We start from the raw sequence: 26,621 nt of genomic DNA on the forward strand, positions 1-26,621 counted from the left end.
GGGTGCACGAACCGGCGCGTACCGGGGCAGACCTCGTCGTCGGGAACCCGCGGCGGGGGACCGCGGGGCCGGTCAGCGGGACTGACCCGGTCGGCGGTCCGTGGCAGAATTCGGACGGCGCCGGCAGGGGAGGAGAGAACGCGATGCCCACGAGCATCATGGAGGAGGTCGACGACCTGCTCGATGTGCCCGCTCCCACGCAGAGCGCCGGCCCGTCGTCCGAGGACGCTCCCCGCCCCGGCCGCCCCCTCCGTCCCGCCGACGGCGCGTACGGCACCGTGCTCCAGTGCCCGTCCTGCGGCTCGCCCCACGTGGCGCAGGTGCTGGGCGACAACGGCGGCATCTCGTTCGTGTGTACGGCCTGCGGCCACAGCTGGAGCTGACTGATGGGCGCTCACAGCAGGAAATGCGACTGGTGCGGCAGCGGGACGCCGATCGTCCGGGACATGGAGCCGGTCAACCCCGACTACCAGTACTGGTGCGAGGAGTGCGCGCGGGCACTGGTCATAAAGGGCGACCCGATCGAGACGTACCGCGAACTCGACGGGGAGCCGATCTACGGGCGGCTGCTCGACGAGCACTGCACACTGAAGCGTTTCTACTCCTTCGCGACCGCCTGAGAGGCGGCGGGGCGCCCGGCAGTGGTCCCTGTGGCGCTTCCTGACGGACTCCCGGCTTTGGCCGAGGATGTCGCCGTACCTGCCGATGGGCCGGTGTAGCGGCCATCAATCCTATCGGTCCCATCGGTGTGAAATTTTCCGTTGAAGGCGGAACTCCGTTCGAAGTGCGGGGCGTTGACGGGGTGAAGCTGCCGCCGGAGACGGCCGGCGGCACGGGGGAAGCGTTACGGGGGCAACACCGTGAGCGACATGACGATCCAGCCTGTCCCGGAGGCGCCGGCGGACCGTCCGTCCGGCGCGCCGCACAAGCGGGAGGCCGCGGCCGGACTGACACCCTTCGCCGACGAGCTGCGCATCCCGCCCGTCCTGCGGCCCGGCCGCAAGGAGGCGCTGCGCGGCATCGACATCGACCAGACCACCACCTGGGTCCGGCTGCACTCCGAGCTGCCGCCGACGAAGGTGTGGGCGTACGAGGGCCACTACCCGGGCCCGACGATCGAGGTGCGCCGTGGCCGGCGGCTGCGCGTCAACTGGAACAACCAGCTCACCGGCGGCCATCCGGTCACCGCCGCCGAGGCGAAGCCCTTACCGGGCGCGCCCTTGCCCACCGACGAGCCGGGCCGCGCGAACAGCACCCTCGTGGACGGCGTCGCCGGCCTCCCGCCCTGGACGGTCACCCATCTGCACGGCGCGGTGACCGGCGGCGGCAACGACGGCTGGTCGGAGAACGCCGTCTCGCCCGGCGACTCCCAGCTCTCGGAGTATCCCAACGACCACCGTGCGACGTGCTGGTGGTACCACGACCACGCCATGGACATCACGCGGTGGAACGTCTTCGCGGGCCTTGCAGGGATGTATCTGGTCCGCGACGACGAGGAGGACATGCTGCAGCTGCCCTCCGGGAGGCGGGAGATACCGCTCGTCATCCAGGACCGCAACCTCGACACGGACGGGGACGGCCGCCTGACGGGCCGTCTGCTGCACAAGACGCAGGTCGTGGCCCAGGACAAGGACGGCAAGAACGTTTCGCTGCCCTTCACCGGCCCGTACACCCTCGTCAACGGGACCATCTGGCCCCATGCGAACGTCGCGGCCTGCTGGTACCGCTTCCGCGTGCTGAACGCGGCGAACAGCCGCACCTTCCGGCTCCGGCTGGTGGACGACGCGACGGGGGCGCCGGTGACGGGTGCGGTGTGGCAGATCGGCTCGGACGGCGGCCTGCTGCCGCGGCCGGTCCCGGTGGAGGGCCCGCTGTCGGTGGCGTCCGCCGAGCGGATGGACCTGCTCATCGACTTCGGGCGGCTGCGCGGCCGTACGCTCCGGTTCGTCAACGCCGCGCCCGGGGTGACGTATCCGGACGTGCTGCAGTTCCGGGTGGGCGCCACCCAGGTGCGCGATCCGTTCGTGCTCCCGCAGGTGATCTCCTCTTCCTTCGAGCGGCTCACCCACGGCTCGGCGCCCGACCACGAGCACCGGCTCGTCGTCCTCACCCCGCCCGGGCCGGTCGGCAACTTCCACCCGGAGATGTGGGAGATGCAGGAGATCCCCACCCCGCCCGTGCAGGAGCCCACCGAAGGGATCGTCCAGATCCGCGGCGCCAACGGAAAGGTCCGGACGTACCGCCGTACGGCCCGGATGTTCGACGACACGCTGGGCCACCTGGTCCGGCACGGCGACTGGGAGCAGTGGAGCTTCCTGAATCTGGGCGGCGCCGGCACCCACCCGATGCACATCCACCTCGTCGACTTCCAGGTCCTGGACCGGCACCGCTATCCGGCGGACCCGGACAGCCCGTACGACAACGAGCTCGGCGGCACCCGCGCCCCGCTCGAATTCGGCGGCGCGGCCCCGATATCCCCGGGCGACCAGGGCTGGAAGGACGTCATACAGGTCCCGCCGGGCCAGCTGGTGGACGTACTCGCCCGCTTCCAGGGCGCCAAGGGCCGGTTCATGTACCACTGCCATCTGCTGGAGCACGAGGACATGGGCATGATGCGGCCGTTCGTCGTCATGCCGCGTGAGGTGCTGAAATTCCATCACCACCAGCCGGGTGGACACGGCCACGGCACACGCTGAGGTGCGCTGCCGGGGCGGTGGCTCGGCGCGCCGACAGCGGCTCAGCGGCCCGGCGCCGGCTCAGCTGCCCCGGCAGCTGCTCAGCGGCTCAGCGCCCCGGCGTGACCGGTCCCCGGCCGCTGCCGGACGTGGCCGTACCGCGCTCCGCGTCCGGCAGTGCCCCGTCCCCGTCCGCCCCACGCGCACCGTCCCGCCACACCAGTACGGCGGTCAGCGCCAGGAAGACCAGCCCTGCGATCGGGTAGATCCCGGACAGCAGCATCTGGCCGCCGTTCTGGTGGAGTTCCTCGTGGTGGTGGTAGCGGTGCGGCACGAACCACAGCGCGAACGAACAGAAGAGGAGGCCCAGCGCGAGCGTCCCCGCCCGCCACCGCCGGCCGGCCCGGCCGCCGAAGCCGCCGCGGCCGATCGCCTCCGAGCCGAGCAGGATCAGCATCGGTACGCCCCACACCCAGTGGTGCGACCAGGAGATCGGGCTGACCAGCAGTGCGGTCACGGCACAGGCCACGGCCGCCCAGGCCCGGCGGCCGCGCAGCAGCGCGCCGACCGCGACGGCCAGCCCGAAGACGGCCACGACGGCCGCGGCCGCCAGCCACCACAGGCCGGGGTCATGGGTGTGCAGCAGCCGGGCCAGCGCGCCGCGCAGCGACTGGTTGGCGGTGATCTCCACCTCGCCGACCCGGTCGGCGGCGAAGATGATCTCCGTCCAGAAGCGCCGGGAGTCGTGCGGCAGGACGAGCGCGGACAGCAGCGCGGTGCCCAGGAAGGTGAGGCAGGCCACGGCGGCCTGCCGCAGCCAGGGGTTCCACGCCTCCCGCGGCCCGGCGCCCGCCCGCAGCCGCTGCCAGGCCCGTACGAGCCCGGCCAGCGCGAGGAAGACCGCGAACAGGGCCGGGGTGAGCTTGACGCCGGCCGCCAGCCCGATGCCGATCCCGGCCCACCGGTTGGTGTCCTTACGGGTCAGGTCCCACAGGACCAGCACGGCGAGCAGCAGGTTGATCTGCCCGTAGCGCAGTGTCGTCCACACCGGCTCGCACCAGACCAGCAGCGCGGCCACACCCAGCGCCGCGGCGAGCGGCGGCACCCGCTTCGGCCGCCCCGCGAGCCGCAGGCCGAGATGGGCGACGGCGACCAGCAGCAGGAGGTTGCCGAGGGTGGCGAGCGTCCGCATCTCCGGTACGCCGACCAGCGTCAGCGGCGTGAACAGCAGTGCCGCGAAGGGCGGATAGGTGTTGGGCAGGTTCGCGGAGGTCGCGACCATGTCGTACAGGTCCTCGCCGGTGCGGGCCGTCCAGCCCTCGGCGCGGTAGACCATCAGATCGATCATCGTCACGTGCGCCAGCCGCTGCGCGACCCAGAAGGCCGCGAAGGACAGCACACAGCCGACGGCCGCCACCAGCAGCGGACGGCGGCGGACGAAGCTCCTCAGCGGGGAGGGACCGCCGGGTGCAGCGGACTGTTCCGGCTCCAGCGCGGACACGGCGTACAGCTCCCCAGGACGAATCGGGCACGGCCCGCCGACAGTACATCGAGCCGTCCCCGGGGGGCCGAGGGCAATCGATTTGGCAGAAGGCGGGGAGGGCCGTGTAATGTAGGCGATGCCGCAGCGGGGAGCCGCAAGGAAAAGAACCGCGGCGGACCACAGCAAGGGGCTATAGCTCAGTTGGTAGAGCGCCTGCATGGCATGCAGGAGGTCAGGAGTTCAATTCTCCTTAGCTCCACAGAAGAGCCGCTCGTGAGGTGACTCACGGAGGTTCACGAGATCCCGTCCGATCTGACCGATCGGACGGGATTTTTCGTTTCCCGAAGACATGGCGGCGCGGTGCGGCGAACTGGCGCGGCCCGCCGGGGTCAGGGGCGTTTCCGTGGCGGCTGGGCCACGTCGTAGCGGCGCCGGTTGTCGCCGATCTCCTTCCGGTGGGCGGTGGCCCACTCCCCGAACGCGACGACGGAGGCCGGCAGCGTCGTGCCGAGCCCGGTCAGCGCGTGATCGACGCGGGGCGGTACGCAGGCGTGGACGGTACGGGTCAACAGGCCGTCGCGTTCCAGCTGTCGCAGCGTCAGCGTGAGCATCCGCTGGGAAATGCCGGTGACGGCGCGGTGCAACACGTACTGCCGGAGAGGCGTCGTCGAGGCGATGTCGCGCTCCTTCCACGGCTGTGTGGGCGGTCGCCGTCAGGGCTTTTCCAGGCGCAGGGCGAGGGCGGGGCAGCGGCTGACCGCGCGCTGGGCACGGTTGTGGAGCCGGGCCGGAAGGGCGGTGCCGGTGATCAGCGGGTAGCCGTCCGGGTCGAGGCGTACGGCTTCCGGGAGCAGCCTCGCGCACAGACCGTGCCCCTCGCACAGCGTCCAGTCCACCGCCAGCCTGCCCGACGCGGCCGTCTGGCCCGTGGCTCCCGTGCCCGTACCGTCGGCCGCGTCCGCTGTTTCCGGTGCGGGGAGGGGCAGCACGCCGACGGTTTCCCGGCCGCAGCCGCCGCCCAGTACATGCGCGGCGAGATCGTCCGCGAAGGCGTCCAGTGCGGAGAGCACGAACCGTACGGCGCCGTCCGGGTGTTTGCAGGCGCCGCGCCCGCTCACGGTCTGCGCCGCGCGCCGTACGGCTTCCAGTGCTTCTTGGCCGCCGCCTGCCAGGGTGTCCGCCAGCGCGCCGGCCATGGAAGGCAAGCCCAGTCGGCAGGGCCCGCACTGGCCCGATGATTCAGCGGCGAGCCAGCGCGATGCGAGCAGGGTCTCGCCGAGCGGGCACGTGTCGGCGGGCACCGGCAGCACCGCGCCCGCGCCAAGTGCTCCGCCGCCGGCCGCGAGCGCTTCGCGGGTGACCACCGTTCCGTACGCGGTCGCGGCGTCCAGCCAGGCGCCGTGGTAGCCGCCCACCAGGACGCCACCGGGAACCGGGTCGGCGGCGCACGTCTGGAGGACGTACGGGAGCGGCACCCCGCTCGGGGCCTCGACGACGGTGGGGGAGGGCACCGCGCCGGACACGGTCAGGAGCAGGGTGCCGGGTTCGTGGGGCGCCCCGGCCGCGGCGTACCGGTGGGGGCCCAGCCGGGCGGCGACGGCGAGTTGCGCGAACGTCTCGGCGTTGGAGAAGAGCGTGGGCACGCCGCCGAGGCCGGACTCCGCGGCCCGCACCCGCCGCCCCGGCGGCAGCGCCGGACCGCCCTCAGCGGCCCGGATCAGCGCGGACGCCTCGCCGGAGACGAGCCGTTCCGGTACCCGGACGAGCCGGGCGCGCAGCGACCGTCCGCGCCGGCGGTCGCTCAGGCCGCGTTCGGACAGCGCGTCCCGCACCGACCGCTCGGCCGTGTCCTTGGTCACGCCGACCACCAGGGTGCGGGCGCCGAGGGCTTCGGCGGCCAGCAGCGCGCCGTCCAGGACGAGGTGCGGCGCGCGGCACAGCAGGACGGTGTCCTTGCGGCAGGCGGGCTCGCCCTCGCAGCCGTTGACGACGACCGCGGGCCGGAGGCCGGAGCGGCGCGCGTGGTGAGCCACCGCCTCCAGTTTCCGTACGAAAGGGAAGCCCGCGCCGCCGCGCCCGCGCAGCGCGATGGCGCCGGCCAGCTCGGCCAGCCGGTCGGTGGACAGGGACGGCGGCGAGCCGTGGGTGAGCAGGTGGGCCCGGCGGTCGAGGCGCTCGGCCTCGTCGAAGCCCGCGGTCAGCCGGGGCAGGCCGATGACGTGGACGGGCGGGACGTCGGGCAGCGGACCGGTCACGACCGGCTCCTGCCGTGCGAGGCGGGCTGCGCGGGCGCGGGGTGGAGGGCGTGCCGTCCGTACGGTGGCGGCGCGGATGCCGGGTACGGGGCGGGTGAGGCGGACGCCGGGTACGGGACGGGCGGCGCGGATGCCGGGTACGCGGCGGGCGGGGCGGTCGCCGTACGGGCGCGCAGGCGTGCCCGTAGGACGTGCGGGAGGAAGGCGCGCGCCAGGAGGGCCGCGGCGACGGCCGTCAGGCACAGCGCGTACCCGGTGGTGACCCAGCCCGAGGGGGCACGGCCGGACTTGAGGCCGTGTACGAGCGCCAGGCACCAGGCCGGGTACGCGCAGGCGTGCAGGGCGCGCCAGCGTTCCGAGGCGCGGCCGCGGCCGGCGAAGGCGCTGCGGAGCGCGCCGGTCGCGGCGGCCAGCACCATCAGGTAGCCGGCCACCGCACCGAAGCCGATCAGCGTTTCGGCGTCGGGGGCGGGCGTCCCGGTGAACGGCAGCAGCGCGTTCAGGGCGTACGCGTGCTCCTCGGCGACCTTGACCGCGATGTGCAGGACCAGGAATCCGAGCGAGGCGGTGCTCAGGGCCCGGTGGACTCCCTGGGCGAGCAGCCGGCTGCGGGGCAGCAGCACCGTACGGCCCGCGGCGACCAGTCCCCAGACGACAGCGGCCGTGAGGGAGACGAGGGTCAGCACGCCGCCCGTGAAGTCGAGGAAACCGCGTAACGGCTCGGTGCCGGAGAGCAGGAGGAGGCCGAGGGCGGCGACGGCTCCGGCGGCGAGTGCGGCACGGCGGCGCGGCCGGGGGCGGCGCGGGGCCGGGGCCGTCGCCGGGCCCGGCGGGGCCGTGTGGCGCGGGCCGTCCCGGGGGCCAGGGCGGCGCAGGCCGTAGGCCGGGCGGGACGAGCCCGGGAGACGGACGGGGAGGCGGGGTAAGCCGGGGAGACGCGGGCCGGGGGCGGCGCGGCTCTTGCGGTGGGGACGCATGGGGGAAAAGTAGGGGGACACCGGGCGGGGGCGGTGGGCTTTCCGTAAGCGGAGTGGAGCGGGGCGGTGCGCTGCTACCGTCGGGCGCCGGTTCTGTTCGAAGGAGCCGGGCCGCGCGCTGCCGGAGGCGCTGCGGACGCCCGCATCGGAGGCTCCCGCCCGTCGGCGCGCGACGCTCCTTCCGCAGTTGGACGGCTCTCAGCGGGCCCAGCGCCCCCTGCGGTACCCTGACGCCATGCGTGCCGTACGCCTTCTGCTTAGCGGGCCGCGCTGATCAGTACCGACCGGTGAGCTTCCGGTCGGCATCGGCGCGGCGTCCCCTCCTGTGCGAGGGGCCTTTTTGTTTCCGCAGAGATCGCACTTTTCGCAGTAGCCGCAGGCAGAGACGACCGATGGAGCTTTGAGGACGATGACCGAGACGACTTCGGCTGCCGAGGTGGCAGCGCCGCACCGCTACACGGCAGCGCTGGCCGCCGACATCGAGGGGCGCTGGCAGGACTTCTGGGAGGCCGAGGGGACGTACGAGGCCCCGAACCCGAAGGGCGACCTCGCGGGCGACCCGGAGCTGGTGGCCAAGCCCAAGAAGTTCGTCATGGACATGTTCCCGTACCCCTCGGGTGCGGGGCTGCACGTGGGTCACCCGCTGGGCTTCATCGCGACCGACGTGCACGCCCGCCACCTGCGGATGACCGGCCACAACGTGCTGCACACCCTGGGCTTCGACGCCTTCGGCCTGCCGGCCGAGCAGTACGCCGTGCAGACCGGCACCCACCCGCGGGTCTCCACCGAGGCCAACATCGTCAACATGCGGCGCCAGCTGCGCCGGCTGGGCCTGGGCCACGACCTGCGCCGCTCGGTCGAGACGATCGACCCGGACTACTACAAGTGGACCCAGTGGATCTTCATCCAGGTCTTCAACTCCTGGTACGACGCCGACGCGGAGAAGGCGCGCCCCATCGGCGAGCTGGTGGCGCAGTTCGAGGCCGGAGAGCGTGAGACCCCGGACGGGCGCCCCTGGAACGCGCTGAGCGCCGCCGAGCGCGCCGAGGTCCTGGGCGAGTACCGCCTGGCGTACGCCTCGGACGCGCCGGTCAACTGGTGCCCCGGCCTGGGCACCGTGCTGGCCAACGAGGAGGTCACCGCCGAGGGCCGGTCCGAGCGCGGGAACTACCCGGTCTTCAAGGCCAAGCTGCGCCAGTGGAACATGCGCATCACCGCCTACGCGGACCGTCTGCTGGCGGACCTGGACGGGCTGGACTGGCCGGACGCCATCAAGCTGCAGCAGCGCAACTGGATCGGCCGCTCCGAGGGCGCGCGCGTCGACTTCCCCGTCGGCGACAAGAAGATCACCGTCTTCACCACCCGCCAGGACACCCTGTTCGGCGCCACCTACATGGTGCTGGCGCCCGAGCACGAGCTGGTCTCCGGTGAGCAGTCGATCGTCCCGGACGCCTGGCCCGAGGGCACCCACGACGTCTGGACCGGCGGGTACGGCACCCCGGCCGAGGCCGTCGCCGCGTACCGCAAGCAGGCCGCGGCCAAGTCCGACGTCGAGCGGCAGGCCGAGGCCAAGGACAAGACCGGCGTCTTCACCGGCGCGTACGCGACCAACCCGGTCAGCGGCGAGCGCGTCCCGGTCTTCATCGCGGACTACGTGCTGATGGGTTACGGCACCGGCGCGATCATGGCCGTCCCGGCGCACGACAGCCGCGACTTCGCCTTCGCGCGCGCCTTCGAGCTGCCCATGCGCTGCGTCGTGGAGCCGTCGGACGGCCGTGACCAGGACCCGGCCGCCTGGGACGATGCCTTCGACTCGTACGAAGCGAAGATCGTCAACTCGTCGGGCGCCGGCATCGCGCTGGACGGCCTGACCGTCCCGGACGCCAAGATCAAGATCACCGAGTGGCTGGCCGCCGCCGGCATCGGCGAGGGCACCGTCAACTTCCGGCTGCGCGACTGGCTGTTCAGCCGCCAGCGCTACTGGGGCGAGCCCTTCCCGATCGTCTACGACGAGGACGGCGTCGCGCACGCGCTGCCGGAGTCGATGCTGCCGCTGGAACTGCCCGAGGTCGACGATTACTCGCCGCGCACCTTCGACCCGGACGACGCCGACACCCAGCCCGAGACCCCGCTGTCCCGCAACGAGGACTGGGTCAACGTCGAGCTGGACCTGGGCGACGGCCCGAAGAAGTACCGCCGCGAGACCAACACCATGCCCAACTGGGCCGGATCCTGCTGGTACGAACTGCGCTACACCGACCCGGGCAACGACACCGCGCTGGTCGACCCGGAGGTCGAGCAGTACTGGATGGGCCCCCGTGAGGGCCAGCCCACCGGCGGCGTCGACCTGTACGTGGGCGGCCAGGAGCACGCCGTACTGCACCTGCTGTACGCGCGGTTCTGGTCCAAGGTGCTGCACGACCTGGGCCACATCAGCTCCGCCGAGCCGTTCCACAAGCTGTACAACCAGGGCATGATCCAGGCGTTCGTCTACCGGGACAGCCGCGGCATCGCCGTACCGGCCGCCGAGGTCGAGGAGCGGGACGGCGCGTTCTACTACCAGGGCGAGAAGGTCAGCCGCGTCCTGGGCAAGATGGGCAAGTCCCTGAAGAACGCCGTCACGCCCGACGAGATCTGCGCCGAGTACGGCGCGGACACGCTGCGCCTGTACGAGATGGCGATGGGCCCGCTGGACGTCTCGCGGCCGTGGGACACCCGTGCCGTGGTCGGCCAGTACCGCCTGCTGCAGCGCCTGTGGCGCAACGTCGTGGACGAGGCGACCGGCGAGGTCACCGTCGTCGACACGGAGCCGGACGAGGACACGCTGCGCGCGCTGCACAAGGCGATCGACGGCGTCGGCCAGGACCTGGCCAACCTGCGCTTCAACACCGCCATCGCCAAGGTGACGGAGCTGAACAACCACCTGACCAAGGCGGGCGGCCCGGTCGCGCGCTCGGTGGCCGAGCGCCTGGTGCTGCTGGTCGCGCCGCTGGCCCCGCACATCGCCGAGGAGCTGTGGCGCAAGCTGGGCCACACCGACACCGTCGTCCACCGGGACTTCCCCGTCGCCGACCCGGCCTACGTGGTCGACGAGACCGTGACCTGCGTCGTACAGATCAAGGGCAAGGTCAAGGCGCGCCTGGAGGTCTCGCCGTCCGTCACGGACGCGGACCTGGAGGCGGCGGCGCTGGCCGACCCGGCGGTCGTGGCGGCACTGGGCGGCGCGGGCATCCGCAAGGTGATCGTGCGGGCGCCGAAGCTGGTGAACATCGTTCCCGCGTGAGGCACTGATCCCGTCGCCGGGGTCCTTCGGGGCGTGACCGGGCGCTCCGGGGTGTGGCTGATTCCGGGCGCTGACCGGGCCCTTCGGGGCGTGGCTAAGGGATCACCACTACGGGCAGGTTGGGGGTTCGAAGGGAACCCGCGACCTGCCCGCGGCGTTTACGGTGGAAGAGCCGGGACCCCGGCGCCTCCGCCAGCCGTGCCGTCGCCAGACGAGGAGAACCCATGGAAGCCGTCGCCGCAATCTTCGGGCTCCTCTTCCTGCTGCTCGTCGCGGCCGGCGTCTTCGTCACGGTCAAGGCCGTCAAGGCGGCCAAGCGCGGGGTGGACCGCGGGGTGGCCCAGGCGCGCCGGACCGTCGAGGACACCACCCTCAGGGCCCGGCAGTTCACCCAGCCCGGCGTGGCCGGCGAGCTGGCCCAGCTGCGGCTGTCGCTGCGTACGTCCATGCGCGCCACCCAGGACGCGCTGCACACCGGCGCCGAGCAGGACACCTCGCTGACCGAGGCGCTGGGCCTCTTCGAGCGCCTCAGCGCCCACGGCCACGAGCTGGACGACGAGCTCAAGCGGCTGGAGCGGGAGCCCGACAAGGCCAGCGTCACGACCCGGCTGCCCGAGCTGCGCGAGCGGCTGGAGCGCATCACCCACTCCGCCGAGTCGCTGCGGTGGGCCGCCCGGGACCGGGCCCGGCAGTTCTCCGACGACGACTTGGCCACGCTCGGCGAGCAGATCGACATGGAGGCCGGGGCGCTGCGGCACTGGTCGAAGGAGTCGCTGGAGGACCGGATCGAGGCGTCGGGGGATGCGTCGAGGGACGGGGCGGCTGGGGCCGGTGGGGCCCGTGGGGCTTCCTCCGGTTCGGCCGGGGCTTCCTCCGGGTCGGCGGAGCGGAAGCCGTGGGGGTCCGCGGAGGACGAGACGCCCGCCATCACGGCCCGGGACCCGCGTACGCAGCCTTCGTACGCGTGGCAGAAGGCACCGCGTACGGAGCGGACGACCTGATTCCGCCTGCGTCCCGCCACTGCCGGGCGGGTAACGGACGCCCCCGTGACACACGGCCCGGCGACGCTTGGCAAACCCTTGGCCAAACCTGAGGGATCATGAAAGGACCCGCACTGTCGGCCTCCGGGATCCCCGGATAACCTCCCAGTCATGTCCCGCCATGTCGCTATCGTCACCGATTCAACGGCCTACCTGCCGCGGGCGGCACTGCAGCGCCACCGGATCACGGCGGTGCCGCTCACCGTCGTCCTCGGTGACGAGGCCCTGGAGGAGGGCACCGAGATCTCGGCGAGATCGGTCGCCCAGGCCCTGCAGAAGCGCAAGTACGTGACGACCTCGCGGCCCAGTCCCGGGACCTTCGCGGCCACCTACCGGGACCTCGCCAAGGCGGGCGCCGAAAGCATCGTTTCGCTGCACCTGTCCTCGGAGTTCTCCGGCACGTACGACGCGGCGGTGCTGGCGGCCGGCGAGGCTCCCGTACCGGTGCGGGTCGTGGACACCGGCATGGTCGCCATGGCGCTCGGCTTCTGCGCCCTGGCGGCGGCCGAGGCGGCGGAGTCCGGCGGCAGCCTGGACGAGGCGGTGGCCGCGGCCGAGAAGCGCGCCGAGCAGACGTCCGCCTACTTCTACGTCGACACCCTCGACTACCTGCGGCGCGGCGGCCGGATCGGGGCGGCGCAGGCGCTGCTCGGCTCGGCCCTCGCGGTCAAGCCGCTGCTCCAGCTCGCCGAGGGGCGGATCGACCTCCTGGAGAAGGTCCGTACGGCCTCGAAGGCGATCGCCCGGCTGGAGGAGATCGCCGTGGAGCGGGCCGGGGAGGCGCAGGTGGACATCGCGGTGCACCACCTCGCAGCGGCCGAACGCGCGGACGCGCTGGCGGACCGGCTGCGCGAGCGGGTACCGGGGCTGGCCGAGCTGCACGTGAGCGAGGTGGGTGCGGTGATCGGGGCGCATACGGGACCGGGGCTGCTGGGGGCCGTGGTTTCGCCGCGCTAGCGGAAGACGCGCTCTTTCGAGTGGCGGGGATATCCACAACTGGTGGGTTATCCACGGGATTTGACGGCTCGCAGCGGGATCGGCTCGGGGTGTCTAACGTCGCTGGCATGACGCAGAAATCACTCTCCGTAACTGAATCGCTTGGGGCTGGTGCCGGGGCTGGGGTCGGCTCTGGAGCTGGCCTTGACACCGGCCCTGCTACCGACCCTGGCTCAGCCTCCGACCCCGCCCTCACCCCCGCTCCCACTGCTGTGCCCGCCCCCGGCTTCGACCCGGATTTCGGCAGCGACGCTCCGTCCTCCCGCCGGAGAACCGCGCGCGGTGCGGTGCGTGGGCGAGCCGCCCGGCGCACGGAGACCGCCGCAGCAGTACGTACGCGGGCCGAGGGCCTTTTCCGGGGCCCACCCGACCCGTACCGGCAAGCGGATCCGGTGGAACCGGGCGGCAGTCCACCGCCCGCCGAAGGCACCCGTTCCGACCCTGCCGCCCGTTTACGACTCGCCGTGCGGGAGCGGCTGCCGCTGTGGATGCAGTCGAGATGCGCGATCGACCCGAAGGCGCTGACCGCTCTGGTCGTGGTGTTCGTGGTGGCGGTGGCTTTCGCGGTCCACCACTTCTGGGTGGCTCGGCCCGAGCCCGTACGCGCACCGGTCGCCGCCCGGTCCCCGGCGCTGCCGACCCCGGGCCCGGCGCCGCGGCCACAGGTGGCGGCGCCGACACCGGGAGGCGCGCCGACGACCGCCGCGGGGCGGCTTCTCGTGGTCGACGTGGTCGGTAAGGTGCACCACCCCGGCATCCACCGACTGCCGCAAGGAGCCCGGGTCGCCGACGCGCTGCGAGCGGCGGGCGGTGTGCTGGACGGCGCGAATTCCCGAGGGCTGAACCGGGCCCGGCTGCTGATCGACGGCGAGCAGATCGCCGTGGATGTCCCAGGGGCAGCGCCGGGCGCGGCAGGACAGGGTGCGGGCGCGAGCCCCGGAGCCGCTGCGGGAGCCGGGTCCGGAGGAGCCGCCGGGTCGGGCACTGGCGGTGGTGCGGCGGCCCCCGGAAGCGCCGGAGCATCCAGCGGTACGGGCGCGGGCGCCGTCCCCATCAGCCTGAACTCCGCGACCGCGGAACAGCTGGACGGCCTTCCCGGCGTCGGCCCCGTCCTGGCCCGGCACATCATCGAATACCGCACCGCGCACGGCGGTTTCACCGCCGTGGAACAGCTCCGCGAAGTGACCGGCATCGGCGACCGCCGCTTCGCCGACCTGCGGCCCTTGGTCCAGCCATGACCTCGGACCCCGCCGCACCGCCGCCACCGCCTCGCCATACTCACCCCACCGACCCCACCGACCCCCAAGCTTCAGCCCACCCCTCCTCCCACACCACACCCGACACCCCCTCTCACCCCACCTCCGACCCCACCCCCAACCCCCTTTCCACCACCCCCTCCGACCGGATCGCCGTCCACGCGGCGGCAACCTCCCCCTACGGCGCCGCCGACCCTCACCAGCCGGACGAAGCTGTCGATCTTCGTCTGGCGGGGCCCGCGTTGGCCGCATGGGGAGCGGCGGCGCTGGCCTTGGGGTGGTCCGGCGGCTCGGTGGCGGCAGCTTGCGCGGTGGCCGTGCTGCTGGCGGCGATCGGGGTGGTCGGCGCGGTCCGCAGGCCGGAACGACGGTCCGCCGGAACCCTGGTCGCTCTCGCCGCGGTGCTGCTGGGCGCGGTCGCCGGAGCCGCGTCCGCCGCCCTGCACGCGGCGGACGTACGACGCGGCCCCCTGCCGGAGCTGGCGCGCCGGCAGGCCACGGTCACGGCCGAGGTGGAATTGACCGGTGATCCGCGGCTGACCCGCCCAAGGGTGCGCGGCGCCCAACAAGCGCCTCCGGCCGTCGTGTTCACGGCGGACGTACTCCGCGTGACCGCCCCGGACGGCGCGGTCACCGCCACCCGCACCCCCGTACTGGTCGTCGTGCACCGTACGAAGCGCCTCGGCGACTGGCAGCGCCTGCTGCCCTCGACCCGCGTCCGTATCGCGGCCCGTGCGGCACCGCCTCTCCAGCCGTCCGACCAAGCCGCAGCCGCCCTGCGGGTGACCACGGGCACCGGCCCTCATGTGGTCCGTGCGCCCGACGCCTTGCAGCGCCTCGCCGGTGACCTGCGGGGCGGGCTCCGGGAGGCCAGTGACGGCCTGAGCCCCGACGCCCGTGCCCTCCTGCCGGGCCTGGTGGTCGGTGACACCGCGCGCGTACCGCCCGACCTCGGTGACGCCTTCCGTACCACCGACCTGACCCACCTGCTCGCCGTCTCCGGCAGCAACCTGACCATCCTGCTCGTCCTGCTCATCGGCCCGCCCCACCTCGCCGTACGGGCCGAACGCCGCGGCCTGGCACCGCGGCTGGGCCTCTCGCTGCGCACCACCGCCCTCGTCGGCGGTTCGATCGCCCTCGCCTTCGTCATCGTCTGCCGCCCCGACCCCAGCGTGCTGCGCGCCGCGGCCTGCGGACTGATCACCCTGCTCGCCATCGGGACGGGACGCCGCCGTTCCCTCGTCCCCGCGCTCGCCGCCGCCGTCCTGGTGCTCGTGCTCTACGACCCCTGGCTCGCCCGGAGTTATGGCTTCCTGCTCTCCGTACTGGCCACCGGCGCCCTGCTCACCCTCGCCCCCCGCTGGAGTGCGGCCCTGCAACGCCGCCGGGTGCCGCCCCGCCTCGCCGAAGTGCTCGCCGCCGCGGCCGCGGCGCAGGCGGTCTGCGCGCCGGTCATCGTGGTGCTCGCCGCTCGGGTCGGCCTCGTCGCCGTTCCCTGCAACCTGCTGGCCGAACTCGCCGTCGCCCCGGCCACCGTCCTGGGATTCGCCGCGCTCGCCACCGCTCCGTTCGCCCCACCCCTGGCACACGCGCTTGCCTGGTGCGCGAGCTGGCCGACCGAGTGGATCGCCGGTGTCGCCCGTACGGGAGCGGACCTGCCCGGCGCGGAGCTGGACTGGCCTGGAGGCTGGGCCGGGGCGCTGCTGCTGGCTGCCCTGACGGTGGTGTTCGTCCTGGTGGGGCGGCGGTTGCTGCGCCGGCCCTGGCTGTGTGTCCTCGGCGTCCTGGCACTGCTCGTGGCGATTCTCCGGCCGGTCCCGATCACCCGTGTCATCACCGGCTGGCCGCCCCCGGGCTGGCGCGCGGTGGCCTGTGACGTGGGCCAGGGCGACGGCTTGGTGATCGCGGCCGGGGAGGGCACCGCCCTGGTCGTGGACACCGGCCCGGAGCCGGACGCCATCGACCGCTGTCTGACCGACCTGGGCGTGCGCCGTATCCCCCTGCTCGTTCTCACACATTTTCACGCCGACCACGTCAGCGGGCTGCCCGGTGTCCTGCGCGGGCGTTCGGTCGGCGCCATCGAGACCACGACCCTGCCCGAACCGCCCGGCCGGGCCGCCTTCGTACACCGCACGGCGGCGGCCGCGGGAGTGCCGGTGACCGGTTCGGCGCCGGGGGAGCGGCGCAGCTTCGGGCCGCTCAGCTGGCAGGTCGTGTGGCCGCCCGCCAGCGACCCCGCCCACCCCTACTCCGCCGCTTTCTCACGCGCCGTGGAAGGCCCCAACGACGCCAGCGTCACACTGCTGCTGCGCACATCCGGCCTGACGTTCCTCCTCCTAGGCGACCTCGAACCGGTCTCTCAGCAAGCCCTGTTCACCGCGCGCCCCGACCTGGCTGCCGTGGACGTCCTCAAGGTCGCCCACCACGGGTCCGCCTACCAGGACCCGCAGCTGATACGCCGCCTGGCGCCGCGCGTCGCCCTGATCAGCTGCGGTGCCGGCAACCCGTACGGCCATCCGTCGCCGCGCACCGTCCGGGCGCTGCGCTCTCAGGGAGCCAGGGTGCTGCGTACGGACACCGACGGCGCGATCGCGGTGCTGGGCGGCCGGGACCGGTTGACCACCACCGTCAGGGGCGGCAGACGGAACCCGGCACGCTCGCCCGGCCCGCGCAGGGCACGTGTTCGTACTCGTACACACTCGTGATCGCACTCGCGCAGGATGTTCTTCACCGTGTCGGGCCCCTCGCCGTGTCGGAGCCCGTGAGCCTCCGGAGCGGTTGCGCCTGTGCGACGGCACCTTGGGCACGACGAGACGGCCGCCGCTTGGCCGCAGACGGCTCGACGGCCAGGGGGCGGCGGTGACGGCGGTGGTCCCGCAGCGTACGGCCATCCGCGTAATCAGGACCTGTAAGCTCCAGAAATATGAGGATGAGCGAGGGCGTCGAGTGGGCTCTGCACTGCTGTGTGACCCTGGCCTCGCTCGGCGACGAGCGGCCCGTTTCGACTGCCCGGCTGGCCGCCTCCTTCGATCTGCCGCAGGCTTATCTGAACAAGCGCCTCCAAACCCTGGTACGCGCCGGCGTCCTGACCTCGACCCCCGGCGCCCGTGGCGGCTTCCGGCTGGCCCGGCCGCCCGAGCGGATCTCCCTGATGGATGTCGTCGCCGCCATCGAGGGGCCCGAAGACTTCTTCCGGTGCACCGAGATCCGCCGCCAGGGCTCCGGAGCCGAAGCGCCCGAGCGGGACTTCCGCCGCCCTTGCGGCATCTCCACCGCGATGCGCAGGGCCGAGCTGGCCTGGCGCCGCGAGCTCGCCAAGCAGACCGTCGCCGACCTCCTGGCCGGCATTCCGAAACCGGCGGCGGAGCGCACCCGCCGCTGGTTCGCGACCGAGAGGACGAGCACCTGATGGACTCCCCGCAGACGCGGTCCGCATCCCAGCCGGCCCGGCCGACTCCGTCGACATCGCAGACCCCGCCGACACCACAGGCCCCACCACCCCCACAGGCATCCCAGGCCGGCGGCGGGGAGCCGGCCGCCCGGCCCTCGGACGCCGAGCGGATGCGCGCCGAGCCGCTCGACCCGGCGCGTGCCGATGCCTATCTCCGGCGCCTCGGAGCCGACCGCCCGGCCGCGCCCGACGCCGAGGCACTGCGCGACCTGCACCTGCGGCATCTGCGGGCCGTCCCCTTCGAAAACCTTTCCGTCCACCTCGCCGAGGACGTGGCCCTGGACTACAAGACGCTGGTGGACAAGATCGTCGAGGCCTCGCGGGGCGGCTTCTGCTACGAACTCAACGGCGCCTTCGCCGCCCTGTTGCGTGCCCTCGGCTACCGGGTCGAACTGCTCGCCGCCCGGGTCTTCGGCCCGCAGGGACCCGGCATCCCGTACGACCACCTCGCGCTGCGCGTCCACACCGGCGACGGGCAGGGCAGCGGGCCGTGGCTCGCCGACATCGGCTTCGGGAGGAACAGCCACTACCCGCTGCGTCTGGACAGCCGCGACGAACAGCCCGACCCCGCCGGGGTGTTCCGTATCGAGGAGACCGCCGACGGCGACCTCGACGTGCTGCGGGACGGCGTGCCCCAGTACCGGCTGGAGCAGCGGTCGCGTGCCCTGGCCGACTTCGAGGCGGGCTCCTGGTACCACCGCACCTCGCCGGACTCGCACTTCACCCGGTCCCTGGTCTGCTCCCGGCTCACGGAAACCGGCCGCGTCACGCTCTCCGGCCGTACGCTCGTGATCACGGACGCCGACGGCGGACGGGAGGAGCGCGAACTGGCCGATACCGAGGTGTTCCCCGCCTACCGCACCCACTTCGGCATCACGTTGGACCGGATACCGGAGCTGCGCGGCTGAGGCCCGCCCACCGGCTCACACCGGCGCGGTCCGCCGACGCCCGCCCGCTCGGCCTGCACCTGCTCGCTCGGCTGACGCCCGCTTGCCCGGCAGGCGGCAGGCGCACTACTCGACCTCCAGCCAGCCCTCGTACTCGTCCGCCAGGGAGTCCAGCTTCGCCGGGTCATGGCTGCCCGTGGGGTCTTCGACGACCACCAGCCACTGGGCGTCCTCGGCATCGTCCTCGCCCGCCAGGGCGTCCCGTACGAGCTGGGGTTCCTCCGTGACGCCGAAGCGCTCGGCCAGCGCTTCGGCGACCTCCTCGGCGGAGTCGCGGTCGGGCAGCACCAGAACATGTCGTACATCGCTCACCCGGCCATTGTCGGACAGCGGGGGCCGGGGACCGAACGCCGCTGTCAGTGGGGCGTGGGATGCTGGAGCGCGATGGCCAGGAAAGCAGCAAACGACGACCCGCTCGCACCGCTCACGCTCGCCGTGGGCCAGGAGGATCTGCTCCTGGACCGCGCCGTGCAGCAGGTGGTGGCGGCGGCCCGCGCCGCCGACGCGGACACCGATGTGCGTGACCTCACCCCCGACCAGCTCCAGCCCGGCACGCTCGCCGAGCTGACCAGCCCCTCGCTGTTCGCGGAGCGCAAGGTCGTGGTGGTCCGCAATTCCCAGGACCTGTCCGCCGACTCGGTCAAGGACGTCAAGAAGTATGTGGGCGCCCCGGTCGAGGAGATCACCCTCGTACTGCTGCACGCCGGCGGCGCCAAGGGCAAGGGCCTGCTGGACGCTGCCCGTAAGGCCGGTGCGCGGGAGGTCGCCTGCCCCAAGATGACCAAGCCCGCCGACCGGCTCGCGTTCGTGCGCGGTGAGTTCCGCGCGGTGGGCCGCTCCGCCACCCCCGAGGCGTGCCAGGCGCTGGTGGACGCGATCGGCAGCGACCTGCGCGAGCTGGCCTCGGCCTGTTCGCAGCTTGTGGCCGACATCGAGGGCACCATCGACGACGCCATCGTCGCCCGCTACTACCGTGGTCGCGCCGAGGCGTCCAGCTTCACCGTCGCGGACCGCGCCGTGGAGGGCCGGGCCGCCGAGGCTCTGGAGGCACTGCGCTGGGCCATGTCGACGGGCGTCGCACCCGTCATGATCACCAGCGCGCTCGCCCAGGGCGTCCGGGCCATCGGCAAGCTGGCCTCCGCCCCGCGCGGCGCCCGCCCCGGCGATCTCGCCCGTGAGCTGGGCATGCCCCCCTGGAAGATCGACCGGGTACGGCAGCAGATGCGCGGCTGGTCGGCGGACGGTGTCGCGACGGCGCTGCTCGCGGTGGCCGAGGCCGACGCGGGCGTCAAGGGCGGCGGCGACGACCCCGAGTACGCGCTGGAGAAGGCCGTCGTCACCATCGCCCGCGCGGCCCGTTCCCGCTGATCCCAGGGGCAGGACTGTTCGGGACTGGAGGGACACCGGCGCGCCCGCCCCCCCCGGCATCGCCCCCCGGCTCCGGGCATCCCCCGGCCCCGGGCATCGCCTCCACCCTCCAGGCCAGGGTCCCCGCCTCACCCCCGCAGTTTCCGGAGCGTCTCCGTCGCGCTCGTCTTCAGCATCCCCGTGACCTGCTCGGCCGTCGGAGGCTTGGTCGAGCTGGTGCGCGAGGTGTAGCTCGACCGGGTGATCTGGTACGTCGCCCAGCCGTCGCGGACGCCGAGGATCACGTACGCGCCGCCGCTGTCGTCGGACCGGCTGACGAGGTACGCCTCGTCGCCGATGCCCGGCACCGGGGTGACCTTGTACGAGATCGAGCTGCGCTGGCTCTCGTACGCGCGGTAGCTGTCCGCGAACTCGGCCGTCGGGTCGGCCTTCTTGTGCAGGGTGGCGCTGCTGTAGACCCAGGTCGAGGAGTAGTCGTTGCTGCCCGCGTCCGATGACTTCAGTTCGGCGTTGCACCACATGGAGTCCAGCGCGCCCTGCTGGACGCCGCTGTACTGCGGGTTCTGCGCGCTGCCGCCGGGCGAGCCCGCCGCCGAGGACGAGTCACCGGTCGGTTTGATCTTGTAGCGCGCGGTTTCGAACGGCGTGAAGGAGGTCCGGTCGCACAGGTCGGACGTGTACGAGTAGCCCGCGAGGTCGGGGTCGGGCCGCGCGTCCCCGAAGGCGCCGACGGCGAAGAGGATCGCGCCGCCCATCGCCGACGCGGCTACCGCCCCGCCGAGCGCCCACAGCCAGTGCTGGGTCCCCCCGCCCCCGGCCCCACCGGTGCCGCCGGCCCCATCGGCCCCAACCGTCACAGCGGCCCCGCCAGACGGCTCAGGCCCCATGCCGTACCCGGCCGACGACCCCAGGCCGGGCGGCTGCGGCCCTCCCGTCGCCGGATATCCGTACGCACCCGCGCCGGGCCCCTGAGCGTACGGCCCCTGCTGCGGCACCCCGGACCCGTACCCCCCAGGCCCTTGCGGACCGGCGCCCGGCCCCTGCGGTCCGACGGCCGACCCCTGCGGAGCGGCTCCCGCCCCCTGCTGAGCCGGGGGCGACGGCGGCGACGGGGGCGGCTGGGAGGGAGCGGGCTGCTGGGGCTGCGCGTAGGGATGGTGCTGATCCCCCGGAATCGACATGCGCGGCAGCGTAGCGGACCGGAACCGGCCACCGGGCCGGAATCGTAACCTGGGCCACACTCGCTCTGGTGACCGCCGGCCGTACCCCTCAATGACAACGGACCCCGCATCACCCTGGGGAAGGGCGACGCGAGGTCCGTCATCTCAAGCTGTGTGTGCGCCGCACCCGCGTGGCGAACGCAGGCCGTGTGCGGCGCGGTGGTGCACCGGAAGGAGCGGAGAGAGGGGCCGCTGGGCCCTTACCGGCAGGAGTGAAGCGTGTAGAACAGGTCAGGCCTTGAGGGCCGCGACCTTCTTGGCCAGCGCCGACTTCTTGTTGGCGGCGGCGTTCTTGTGGATGACACCCTTGCTGGCGGCCTTGTCCAGCTTCTTGGCGGCCAGGGCCTGGGCGGCGGTGGCCTTCTGCAGGTCACCGGCCTCCACGGCCTCACGGGTACGACGGATCGCGGTACGCAGAGTCGACTTGACAGCCTTGTTGCGCTGACGAGCCTTCTCGTTGGTCTTGATCCGCTTCATCTGGGACTTGATGTTCGCCACGAAAGAGCCTTTTCAGGTTCGTTGGAATTCGTATTGCGCCTCGTACGAGAGAGAGCACAAAGCGCAGTGGACCAGGCTACCAGCCGCTTCCGTGGCCTCCCAAACCGGACCAGGACCGCCGCGCATGGGACCATGGGGGAGACGAAAAACAACCGAGTCCCGCCTACCCGCGTTCTCTGAATGGACCCTGCGTGCCCGCGACCCCTACGAACGTGCCGGAGCCGAGCCGTACCGACCCGGCTCTCCTCCGTAACTTTTGCATCATCGCGCACATCGACCACGGCAAGTCCACGCTCGCCGACCGGATGCTCCAGCTGACCGGCGTCGTCGACCAGCGGCAGATGCGCGCGCAGTACCTCGACCGCATGGACATCGAGCGCGAGCGCGGCATCACGATCAAGTCCCAGGCCGTCCGGCTGCCCTGGGCACCGACCGACGAGGACGCCGGCGCGACCCGCATCCTCAACATGATCGACACCCCGGGCCACGTCGACTTCACGTACGAGGTCTCGCGCTCCCTCGCCGCGTGCGAGGGCTGCATCCTCCTCGTGGACGCCGCCCAGGGCATCGAGGCCCAGACCCTCGCCAACCTGTACCTGGCGATGGAACACGACCTCGTGATCATCCCGGTGCTCAACAAGATCGACCTGCCGGCCGCGCAGCCCGAGAAGTTCGCCAAGGAGCTGGCGAACCTCGTCGGCTGCGAGCCCGAGGACGTGCTGAAGGTCTCCGCCAAGACCGGCGTCGGCGTGCCCGAGCTGCTCGACAAGGTCGTCCGCGAGGTCCCGGCCCCGGTCGGCGTCAAGGACGCGCCCGCCCGCGCGATGATCTTCGACTCGGTCTATGACGCGTACCGCGGCGTCGTGACGTACGTGAAGGTCGTCGACGGCACGCTCAGCAAGCGCGAGCGCATCAAGATGATGTCCACCGGCGCGGCCCACGAGCTGCTGGAGATCGGTACGAACTCGCCCGAGATGAAGGCCGCCGACGGCCTGTCCGTGGGCGAGGTCGGCTATTTGATCACCGGTGTGAAGGACGTCCGCCAGTCCAAGGTCGGCGACACCATCACGCAGCTCAGCAAGGGTGCCGAGGTGCCGCTGGGCGGCTACAAGGACCCGAAGCCGATGGTCTTCTCGGGCCTGTACCCGCTCGACGGCTCCGACTACCCGGAGCTGCGCGACGCCCTGGACAAGCTCCAGCTCAACGACGCCGCGCTGGTCTACGAGCCGGAGACCTCCGCGGCCCTCGGCTTCGGCTTCCGCGTCGGCTTCCTGGGCCTGCTGCACCTGGAGGTCATCCGCGAGCGCCTGGAGCGCGAGTTCGGCCTGGACCTGATCGCCACCGCCCCCAACGTGGTCTACCGCGTGGACATGGAGGACGGGGCCGAGCACGAGGTCACCAACCCGAGCGAGTTCCCGACCGGCAAGATCGACAAGGTCCACGAGCCGGTCGTCCGGGCCACGATCCTGGCGCCCAGCGAGTTCATCGGCTCGATCATGGAGCTGTGCCAGACCCGGCGCGGCAACCTGCTCGGCATGGACTACCTCTCCGAGGACCGGGTCGAGATCCGCTACACCCTCCCGCTCGCCGAGGTCGTCTTCGACTTCTTCGACCAGCTCAAGTCCAAGACCCGCGGCTACGCCTCGCTGGACTACGAGCCCACCGGCGAGCAGACCGCCGACCTGGTCAAGGTCGACATCCTGCTGCACGGCGACAAGGTGGACGCGTTCTCCGCGATCTGCCACAAGGACAAGGCGTACGCGTACGGCGTGCGGCTGGTCGCCAAGCTGCGCGAGCTGATCCCGCGGCAGAGCTTCGAGGTGCCGATCCAGGCCGCCATCGGCAGCCGGGTCATCGCCCGTGAGACGGTCCGCGCGATCCGCAAGGACGTGCTCGCCAAGTGCTACGGCGGTGACATCTCCCGTAAGCGGAAGCTGCTGGAGAAGCAGAAGGAAGGCAAGAAGCGGATGAAGATGGTCGGCAGCGTGGAGGTCCCCCAGGAGGCCTTCATCGCCGTGCTGTCCTCCGACTCCGACGGCGACTCCAAGAGCAAGAAGTAGGGGAGCCGTCCTCGCAGCCCCCGGCCGATTCCGGCCGGGGGCTGCGTGCTGCCACGGGCGGTCGCCGGGACCCGTACGGCAACGGCCTCGGCCCTCCGGTCGCGTACGGCCTCGGCCCAGGCCTCCCGGATACGTAAGGCATCCGCTCGTCCGTCCGAACCCGCGCGGCACCCGTTCGTCCGTCCGGATGCGTACGGCATCCGGGCGGTCGGCGGGAAAAGTGGCGGCCAGGCGGTTTCCGGGACGCGTCGAACGGCGTTGTCGTCGGTGGCAGCGGTGTTCCGGGCGGCCCAGAGGGCGCCCGGGCGGCATGAGTGCCGTGCCGCCGAGGAGGCCGCGCCGGAAAGGGATACGCATGAAGTACACGAAGGCCGCCGCGCTGCTGGCCGGAGCCGCGCTGTCCGTGGGCATCGCCACGCCCGCCTTCGCCGACGAGTCGGGGGCGGAGAAGTTCAAGAGTGGCGTGACCGGGACGGTCGGCGGTGCGCAGAAGGCCGTCGGTTCCCTCGGCGGCGGGCTGAAGAAGGTCCATGGCGCGCTCAGGGGTGACGAGCGGGTCGGCCACATGGTCGGCGATTCGGCCGCGGCGAACGCGCCCAACGCCGACGGCATCGGCATCCAGTCGGCCTCACTGCGCCGCTGAGCGGTTGCCCGTCGCCCGCGCTTCCCTACGGGGATCCGCGTACCGCCGCCCCGTCCCGCCCGGCCCCAGCGTGTAGCCGGCGGCCAGGGCCGACCGGAGCGCGGGCGACGGCGCACGTACATCCGAGACCCGGAAGGCCCGGAAACCCGGAAATTCGGCACAGCTCAAGAAACCCGGGGCGCGGTGCCTCGCCCCCGCCCGAAAGCGCGCCCTCACCTACCCCGGCCGACCCTCCTCACACCCCGCCGAAGGCCCCCGTACCGCTCCCTCCGGCCGAAATGTGTACCCCGCACCCACCGCACTGGTCTCATCCTGAACGAGTCCGCCACAGCCCCTTACGCCATGGCGCAACGCGCTCTAGTCTGATCACTGCTCGAAGGTTACTCGCGAGTCACCAGCAACGTAGCGGGCCCCGGAGGATGCCGTGACGGACACCCAGACGCTGATCGAGAACCGGCCACCTTCCGTGGCGACCCTCTTCCTGGAGCGCGTCGCAGCCACCCCCGACCACGAGGCGTACCGCTACCCGGTGCCGTCCGCCGACGGCCGGGGACCCTCCGACTGGAAGGTGCTGAGCTGGGCCGATGCCGCTCAGCGGGTGTACGCGGTGGCCGCCGGGCTGATGTCGCTGGGGGTGCGGCCCGAGGAGCGGGTGGCGCTGGCGTCCAGCACCCGCGTCGAGTGGATCCTCGCCGACCTGGGCGTGCTGTGTTCCGGCGCGGCCACCACGACGGTCTACCCCAGCACCAACGCGGACGAGACGGCGTTCATCCTCGCCGACTCCGGCAGCCGCGTGCTCATCGCCGAGGACGCCGGCCAGCTCGCCAAGGCCCGCGAGAAGCGTGCCGAGCTGCCGGAACTGGCGCATGTCATCGTGATCGACGAGGCCGGCGCGCAGTCCGCCGAGGGTGACCCGGAGGACTGGGTGCTCTCCCTGGCCGAGCTGGAGAAACGCGGCGCGGCTCACCTGGAGAAGCACCCGGACTGTGTGCGGGAGCAGGTCGGGGCGTTGCGCGCGGACCAGCTCGCGACCCTGATCTACACCTCGGGCACCACCGGCCGCCCCAAGGGCGTACGGCTGCCGCACGACTGCTGGTCGTACATGGCCCGGGCGATCCAGGCGACCGGCATGGTCACCGAGGACGACGTGCAGTACCTGTGGCTGCCGCTGGCGCACGTCTTCGGGAAGGTGCTGACCGCCGGACAGATCTCCGTCGGGCACGTGATCGCGGTGGACGGCCGGGTCGACAAGATCATCGAGAATCTGCCGGTGGTGCAGCCGACCTATATGGCGGCCGTGCCGCGGATCTTCGAGAAGGTCTACAACGGCGTGGTGTCCAAGGCCCGGGAGGGCGGCACCGCCAAGTACAAGATCTTCCAGTGGGCGGCGGGCGTGGCACGGGAGTACGCCAAGGCGTCCCAGGAGAACTTCCGCCGCACCGGCAACGCCTCCGTCCCCTTCGCGCTCGGTGCCAAGCACAAGATCGCCGACACGCTGGTGTACGCCAAGCTGCGCGAGGCCTTCGGCGGCCGGCTGCGCGCCGCGGTCTCCGGCTCCGCCGCCCTCGCCCCCGAGATCGGCTACTTCTTCGCGGGCGCCGGCATCCACATCCTGGAGGGGTACGGGCTCACCGAGTCCAGCGCGGCCAGCTTCGTGAACCCAGGCGAGGCGTACCGCACCGGCACGGTCGGCAAGCCGCTGCCCGGCACGGAGGTGCGGATCGCCGAGGACGGCGAGGTGCTGCTGCGCGGGCCCGGCATCATGGAGGGCTACCACGGGCTGCCGGAGAAGACGGCGGAGGTGCTGGAGTCGGACGGCTGGTTCCACACCGGCGACATCGGCGAGCTGTCCCCGGACGGCTATCTGCGGATCACCGACCGCAAGAAGGACCTGATCAAGACCTCCGGTGGCAAGTACATCGCGCCGGCCGAGGTCGAGGGGCAGTTCAAGGCGGTCTGCCCGTTCGTCTCCAACGTGCTGGTGCACGGCGCCAACCGGAACTTCTGCACCGCGCTGATCGCCCTCGACGAGCCGACGATCATGGGCTGGGCCGCCGAGCACGGTCTCAAGGGCCTGTCGTACGCCGAAGTCGTGGGCGCGGCGCAGACCCGCGAGCTGGTCGAGGGGTACGTGGAGCGGGTCAACGAGGGGCTCCAGCGCTGGCAGCAGATCCGTAAGTTCCGGCTGCTGCCGCGGGACCTGGACATCGAGCACGGCGAGGTGACGCCCAGCCTCAAGGTCAAGCGGCCGGTGGTGGAGCGGGCCTTCAAGGACCTGCTGGAGGAGATGTACGACGGCGCCCGCGAGGCGTAGCGGCCACGGCCGTGGGGGTGGCGACGGCGGCTCCGGGGCACAGTGACGGCGGCCGCGGCGTCGGCAGTCACAGGCCACAGCGGGGCCGGGCCCGGCGAATGCCTCGCCCCGGCTGCGCGCGGTACGGACACCGGCGGTCACCGGTGTCCGTACCG

Annotated in this window: 21 protein-coding genes and 1 tRNA gene; 15 read left to right on the forward strand and 7 right to left on the reverse strand. The window is 72.4% G+C overall.

Going from position 1 to position 26,621, the window contains the following annotated elements; all coding sequences use genetic code 11:
• Nucleotides 1-143 precede the first annotated feature (143 nt).
• The 3 genes from ACZ53K_RS36615 to phsA all read left to right on the forward strand — a co-directional run bounded on the left by ACZ53K_RS36615 (nucleotide 144) and on the right by phsA (nucleotide 2,696).
• Nucleotides 144-383: a hypothetical protein gene (locus tag ACZ53K_RS36615; RefSeq protein ID WP_468845602.1), complete on the forward strand. Its 240-nt coding sequence runs from the start codon at nucleotides 144-146 to the stop codon at nucleotides 381-383.
• Between the two features lie 3 nt (nucleotides 384-386).
• A complete protein-coding gene (locus tag ACZ53K_RS36620; protein WP_073761452.1) occupies nucleotides 387-620 on the forward strand; it encodes a hypothetical protein in 234 nt (77 codons plus the stop codon).
• A 249-nt stretch (nucleotides 621-869) separates the two neighbouring features.
• Nucleotides 870-2,696 carry an O-aminophenol oxidase PhsA gene (gene phsA, locus ACZ53K_RS36625; protein WP_468845605.1) on the forward strand — a complete coding sequence of 609 codons (1,827 nt, stop codon included), beginning with the start codon at nucleotides 870-872 and terminating at the stop codon, nucleotides 2,694-2,696.
• 88 nt (nucleotides 2,697-2,784) lie between these two features.
• Here the strand turns inward: phsA and ACZ53K_RS36630 are convergent, their stop codons facing one another.
• Nucleotides 2,785-4,176 (reverse strand): glycosyltransferase 87 family protein, encoded by a 1,392-nt coding sequence (locus tag ACZ53K_RS36630; RefSeq protein WP_468845608.1) that lies wholly within the window; start codon nucleotides 4,174-4,176, stop codon nucleotides 2,785-2,787.
• 168 nt (nucleotides 4,177-4,344) lie between these two features.
• Here ACZ53K_RS36630 and ACZ53K_RS36635 point away from each other — a divergent pair.
• A tRNA-Ala gene (locus ACZ53K_RS36635) sits at nucleotides 4,345-4,417 on the forward strand.
• 130 nt (nucleotides 4,418-4,547) lie between these two features.
• Here the strand turns inward: ACZ53K_RS36635 and ACZ53K_RS36640 are convergent.
• The 3 genes from ACZ53K_RS36640 to ACZ53K_RS36650 all read right to left on the reverse strand — a co-directional run bounded on the left by ACZ53K_RS36640 (nucleotide 4,548) and on the right by ACZ53K_RS36650 (nucleotide 7,390).
• The gene (locus tag ACZ53K_RS36640) at nucleotides 4,548-4,805 is read right to left on the reverse strand and encodes a winged helix-turn-helix transcriptional regulator (protein ID WP_468845611.1); all 258 of its coding nucleotides are present in this window, start codon (nucleotides 4,803-4,805) and stop codon (nucleotides 4,548-4,550) included.
• Nucleotides 4,806-4,871: 66 nt separating this feature from the next.
• Entirely contained in the window at nucleotides 4,872-6,413 is a 1,542-nt protein-coding gene (locus tag ACZ53K_RS36645; protein ID WP_468845614.1) for an NADH-ubiquinone oxidoreductase-F iron-sulfur binding region domain-containing protein, read from the reverse strand.
• The gene (locus ACZ53K_RS36650; RefSeq protein WP_468845617.1) at nucleotides 6,410-7,390 is read right to left on the reverse strand and encodes a hypothetical protein; all 981 of its coding nucleotides are present in this window, start codon (nucleotides 7,388-7,390) and stop codon (nucleotides 6,410-6,412) included. The genes ACZ53K_RS36645 and ACZ53K_RS36650 overlap by 4 nt, the downstream gene beginning before the upstream one ends.
• 409 nt (nucleotides 7,391-7,799) lie before the next feature.
• Between ACZ53K_RS36650 and leuS the strand changes: the two genes are divergently transcribed.
• The 7 genes from leuS (at nucleotide 7,800) to ACZ53K_RS36685 (ending at nucleotide 18,324) form a co-directional block, all read left to right on the forward strand.
• Entirely contained in the window at nucleotides 7,800-10,673 is a 2,874-nt protein-coding gene (gene leuS, locus ACZ53K_RS36655; RefSeq protein ID WP_468845619.1) for a leucine--tRNA ligase, read from the forward strand.
• Between the two features lie 224 nt (nucleotides 10,674-10,897).
• Nucleotides 10,898-11,674: a hypothetical protein gene (locus tag ACZ53K_RS36660; RefSeq protein WP_468845622.1), complete on the forward strand. Its 777-nt coding sequence runs from the start codon at nucleotides 10,898-10,900 to the stop codon at nucleotides 11,672-11,674.
• A 150-nt stretch (nucleotides 11,675-11,824) separates the two neighbouring features.
• Nucleotides 11,825-12,670 (forward strand): DegV family protein, encoded by an 846-nt coding sequence (locus ACZ53K_RS36665; RefSeq protein WP_468845624.1) that lies wholly within the window; start codon nucleotides 11,825-11,827, stop codon nucleotides 12,668-12,670.
• 503 nt (nucleotides 12,671-13,173) lie between these two features.
• Complete coding sequence (locus tag ACZ53K_RS36670) at nucleotides 13,174-13,947, forward strand: ComEA family DNA-binding protein (RefSeq protein ID WP_468845626.1); 774 nt, start codon at nucleotides 13,174-13,176, stop codon at nucleotides 13,945-13,947.
• Nucleotides 13,944-16,670 carry a ComEC/Rec2 family competence protein gene (locus tag ACZ53K_RS36675; RefSeq protein ID WP_468845628.1) on the forward strand — a complete coding sequence of 909 codons (2,727 nt, stop codon included), beginning with the start codon at nucleotides 13,944-13,946 and terminating at the stop codon, nucleotides 16,668-16,670. The genes ACZ53K_RS36670 and ACZ53K_RS36675 overlap by 4 nt, the downstream gene beginning before the upstream one ends.
• A gap of 218 nt (nucleotides 16,671-16,888) precedes the next feature.
• Nucleotides 16,889-17,374 (forward strand): RrF2 family transcriptional regulator, encoded by a 486-nt coding sequence (locus tag ACZ53K_RS36680; RefSeq protein ID WP_468845630.1) that lies wholly within the window; start codon nucleotides 16,889-16,891, stop codon nucleotides 17,372-17,374.
• On the forward strand, nucleotides 17,374-18,324 hold the full coding sequence (locus ACZ53K_RS36685) for an arylamine N-acetyltransferase family protein (protein WP_468845632.1): 951 nt from the start codon (nucleotides 17,374-17,376) through the stop codon (nucleotides 18,322-18,324). The genes ACZ53K_RS36680 and ACZ53K_RS36685 overlap by 1 nt, the downstream gene beginning before the upstream one ends.
• A gap of 105 nt (nucleotides 18,325-18,429) precedes the next feature.
• Here the strand turns inward: ACZ53K_RS36685 and ACZ53K_RS36690 are convergent, their stop codons facing one another.
• On the reverse strand, nucleotides 18,430-18,675 hold the full coding sequence (locus tag ACZ53K_RS36690) for a hypothetical protein (protein WP_468845635.1): 246 nt from the start codon (nucleotides 18,673-18,675) through the stop codon (nucleotides 18,430-18,432).
• Between the two features lie 72 nt (nucleotides 18,676-18,747).
• On the opposite strand from ACZ53K_RS36690, the gene holA reads away from it, so the two are divergent.
• Nucleotides 18,748-19,731 carry a DNA polymerase III subunit delta gene (gene holA / locus ACZ53K_RS36695; protein ID WP_468845637.1) on the forward strand — a complete coding sequence of 328 codons (984 nt, stop codon included), beginning with the start codon at nucleotides 18,748-18,750 and terminating at the stop codon, nucleotides 19,729-19,731.
• A gap of 128 nt (nucleotides 19,732-19,859) precedes the next feature.
• Here holA and ACZ53K_RS36700 read toward each other — a convergent pair whose 3' ends face one another.
• Together ACZ53K_RS36700 and rpsT are read right to left on the reverse strand one after the other, a co-directional pair.
• On the reverse strand, nucleotides 19,860-20,486 hold the full coding sequence (locus tag ACZ53K_RS36700) for a hypothetical protein (protein ID WP_468845639.1): 627 nt from the start codon (nucleotides 20,484-20,486) through the stop codon (nucleotides 19,860-19,862).
• Between the two features lie 696 nt (nucleotides 20,487-21,182).
• Complete coding sequence (rpsT, locus tag ACZ53K_RS36705; RefSeq protein WP_468845641.1) at nucleotides 21,183-21,449, reverse strand: 30S ribosomal protein S20; 267 nt, start codon at nucleotides 21,447-21,449, stop codon at nucleotides 21,183-21,185.
• A gap of 191 nt (nucleotides 21,450-21,640) precedes the next feature.
• Here rpsT and lepA point away from each other — a divergent pair, with 191 nt between their 5' ends.
• The 3 genes from lepA (at nucleotide 21,641) to ACZ53K_RS36720 (ending at nucleotide 26,466) form a co-directional block, all read left to right on the forward strand.
• Nucleotides 21,641-23,509: a translation elongation factor 4 gene (gene lepA / locus ACZ53K_RS36710; protein ID WP_468845644.1), complete on the forward strand. Its 1,869-nt coding sequence runs from the start codon at nucleotides 21,641-21,643 to the stop codon at nucleotides 23,507-23,509.
• A gap of 355 nt (nucleotides 23,510-23,864) precedes the next feature.
• Nucleotides 23,865-24,152 carry a hypothetical protein gene (locus ACZ53K_RS36715; RefSeq protein ID WP_468845647.1) on the forward strand — a complete coding sequence of 96 codons (288 nt, stop codon included), beginning with the start codon at nucleotides 23,865-23,867 and terminating at the stop codon, nucleotides 24,150-24,152.
• A gap of 424 nt (nucleotides 24,153-24,576) precedes the next feature.
• The gene (locus ACZ53K_RS36720) at nucleotides 24,577-26,466 is read left to right on the forward strand and encodes an AMP-dependent synthetase/ligase (RefSeq protein ID WP_468845650.1); all 1,890 of its coding nucleotides are present in this window, start codon (nucleotides 24,577-24,579) and stop codon (nucleotides 26,464-26,466) included.
• Nucleotides 26,467-26,621: the final 155 nt, after the last annotated feature.

The sequence above is a fragment of the Streptomyces sp. NPDC033221 genome, assembly GCF_055577005.1.

What these genes read in the sequence shown, in the direction of transcription:
- ACZ53K_RS36615 (WP_468845602.1), top strand. Translation starts at nt 144, where the DNA reads ATGCCCACGAGCATCATGGAGGAGGTCGACGACCTGCTCGATGTGCCC.
- ACZ53K_RS36620 (WP_073761452.1), top strand. Translation starts at nt 387, where the DNA reads ATGGGCGCTCACAGCAGGAAATGCGACTGGTGCGGCAGCGGGACGCCG.
- phsA (WP_468845605.1), top strand. Translation starts at nt 870, where the DNA reads ATGACGATCCAGCCTGTCCCGGAGGCGCCGGCGGACCGTCCGTCCGGC.
- ACZ53K_RS36650 (WP_468845617.1), bottom strand. Translation starts at nt 7,390, where the DNA reads ATGCGTCCCCACCGCAAGAGCCGCGCCGCCCCCGGCCCGCGTCTCCCC.
- leuS (WP_468845619.1), top strand. Translation starts at nt 7,800, where the DNA reads ATGACCGAGACGACTTCGGCTGCCGAGGTGGCAGCGCCGCACCGCTAC.
- ACZ53K_RS36660 (WP_468845622.1), top strand. Translation starts at nt 10,898, where the DNA reads ATGGAAGCCGTCGCCGCAATCTTCGGGCTCCTCTTCCTGCTGCTCGTC.
- ACZ53K_RS36665 (WP_468845624.1), top strand. Translation starts at nt 11,825, where the DNA reads ATGTCCCGCCATGTCGCTATCGTCACCGATTCAACGGCCTACCTGCCG.
- ACZ53K_RS36675 (WP_468845628.1), top strand. Translation starts at nt 13,944, where the DNA reads ATGACCTCGGACCCCGCCGCACCGCCGCCACCGCCTCGCCATACTCAC.
- ACZ53K_RS36680 (WP_468845630.1), top strand. Translation starts at nt 16,889, where the DNA reads ATGAGGATGAGCGAGGGCGTCGAGTGGGCTCTGCACTGCTGTGTGACC.
- ACZ53K_RS36685 (WP_468845632.1), top strand. Translation starts at nt 17,374, where the DNA reads ATGGACTCCCCGCAGACGCGGTCCGCATCCCAGCCGGCCCGGCCGACT.
- holA (WP_468845637.1), top strand. Translation starts at nt 18,748, where the DNA reads ATGGCCAGGAAAGCAGCAAACGACGACCCGCTCGCACCGCTCACGCTC.
- ACZ53K_RS36700 (WP_468845639.1), bottom strand. Translation starts at nt 20,486, where the DNA reads ATGGGCGGCGCGATCCTCTTCGCCGTCGGCGCCTTCGGGGACGCGCGG.
- ACZ53K_RS36715 (WP_468845647.1), top strand. Translation starts at nt 23,865, where the DNA reads ATGAAGTACACGAAGGCCGCCGCGCTGCTGGCCGGAGCCGCGCTGTCC.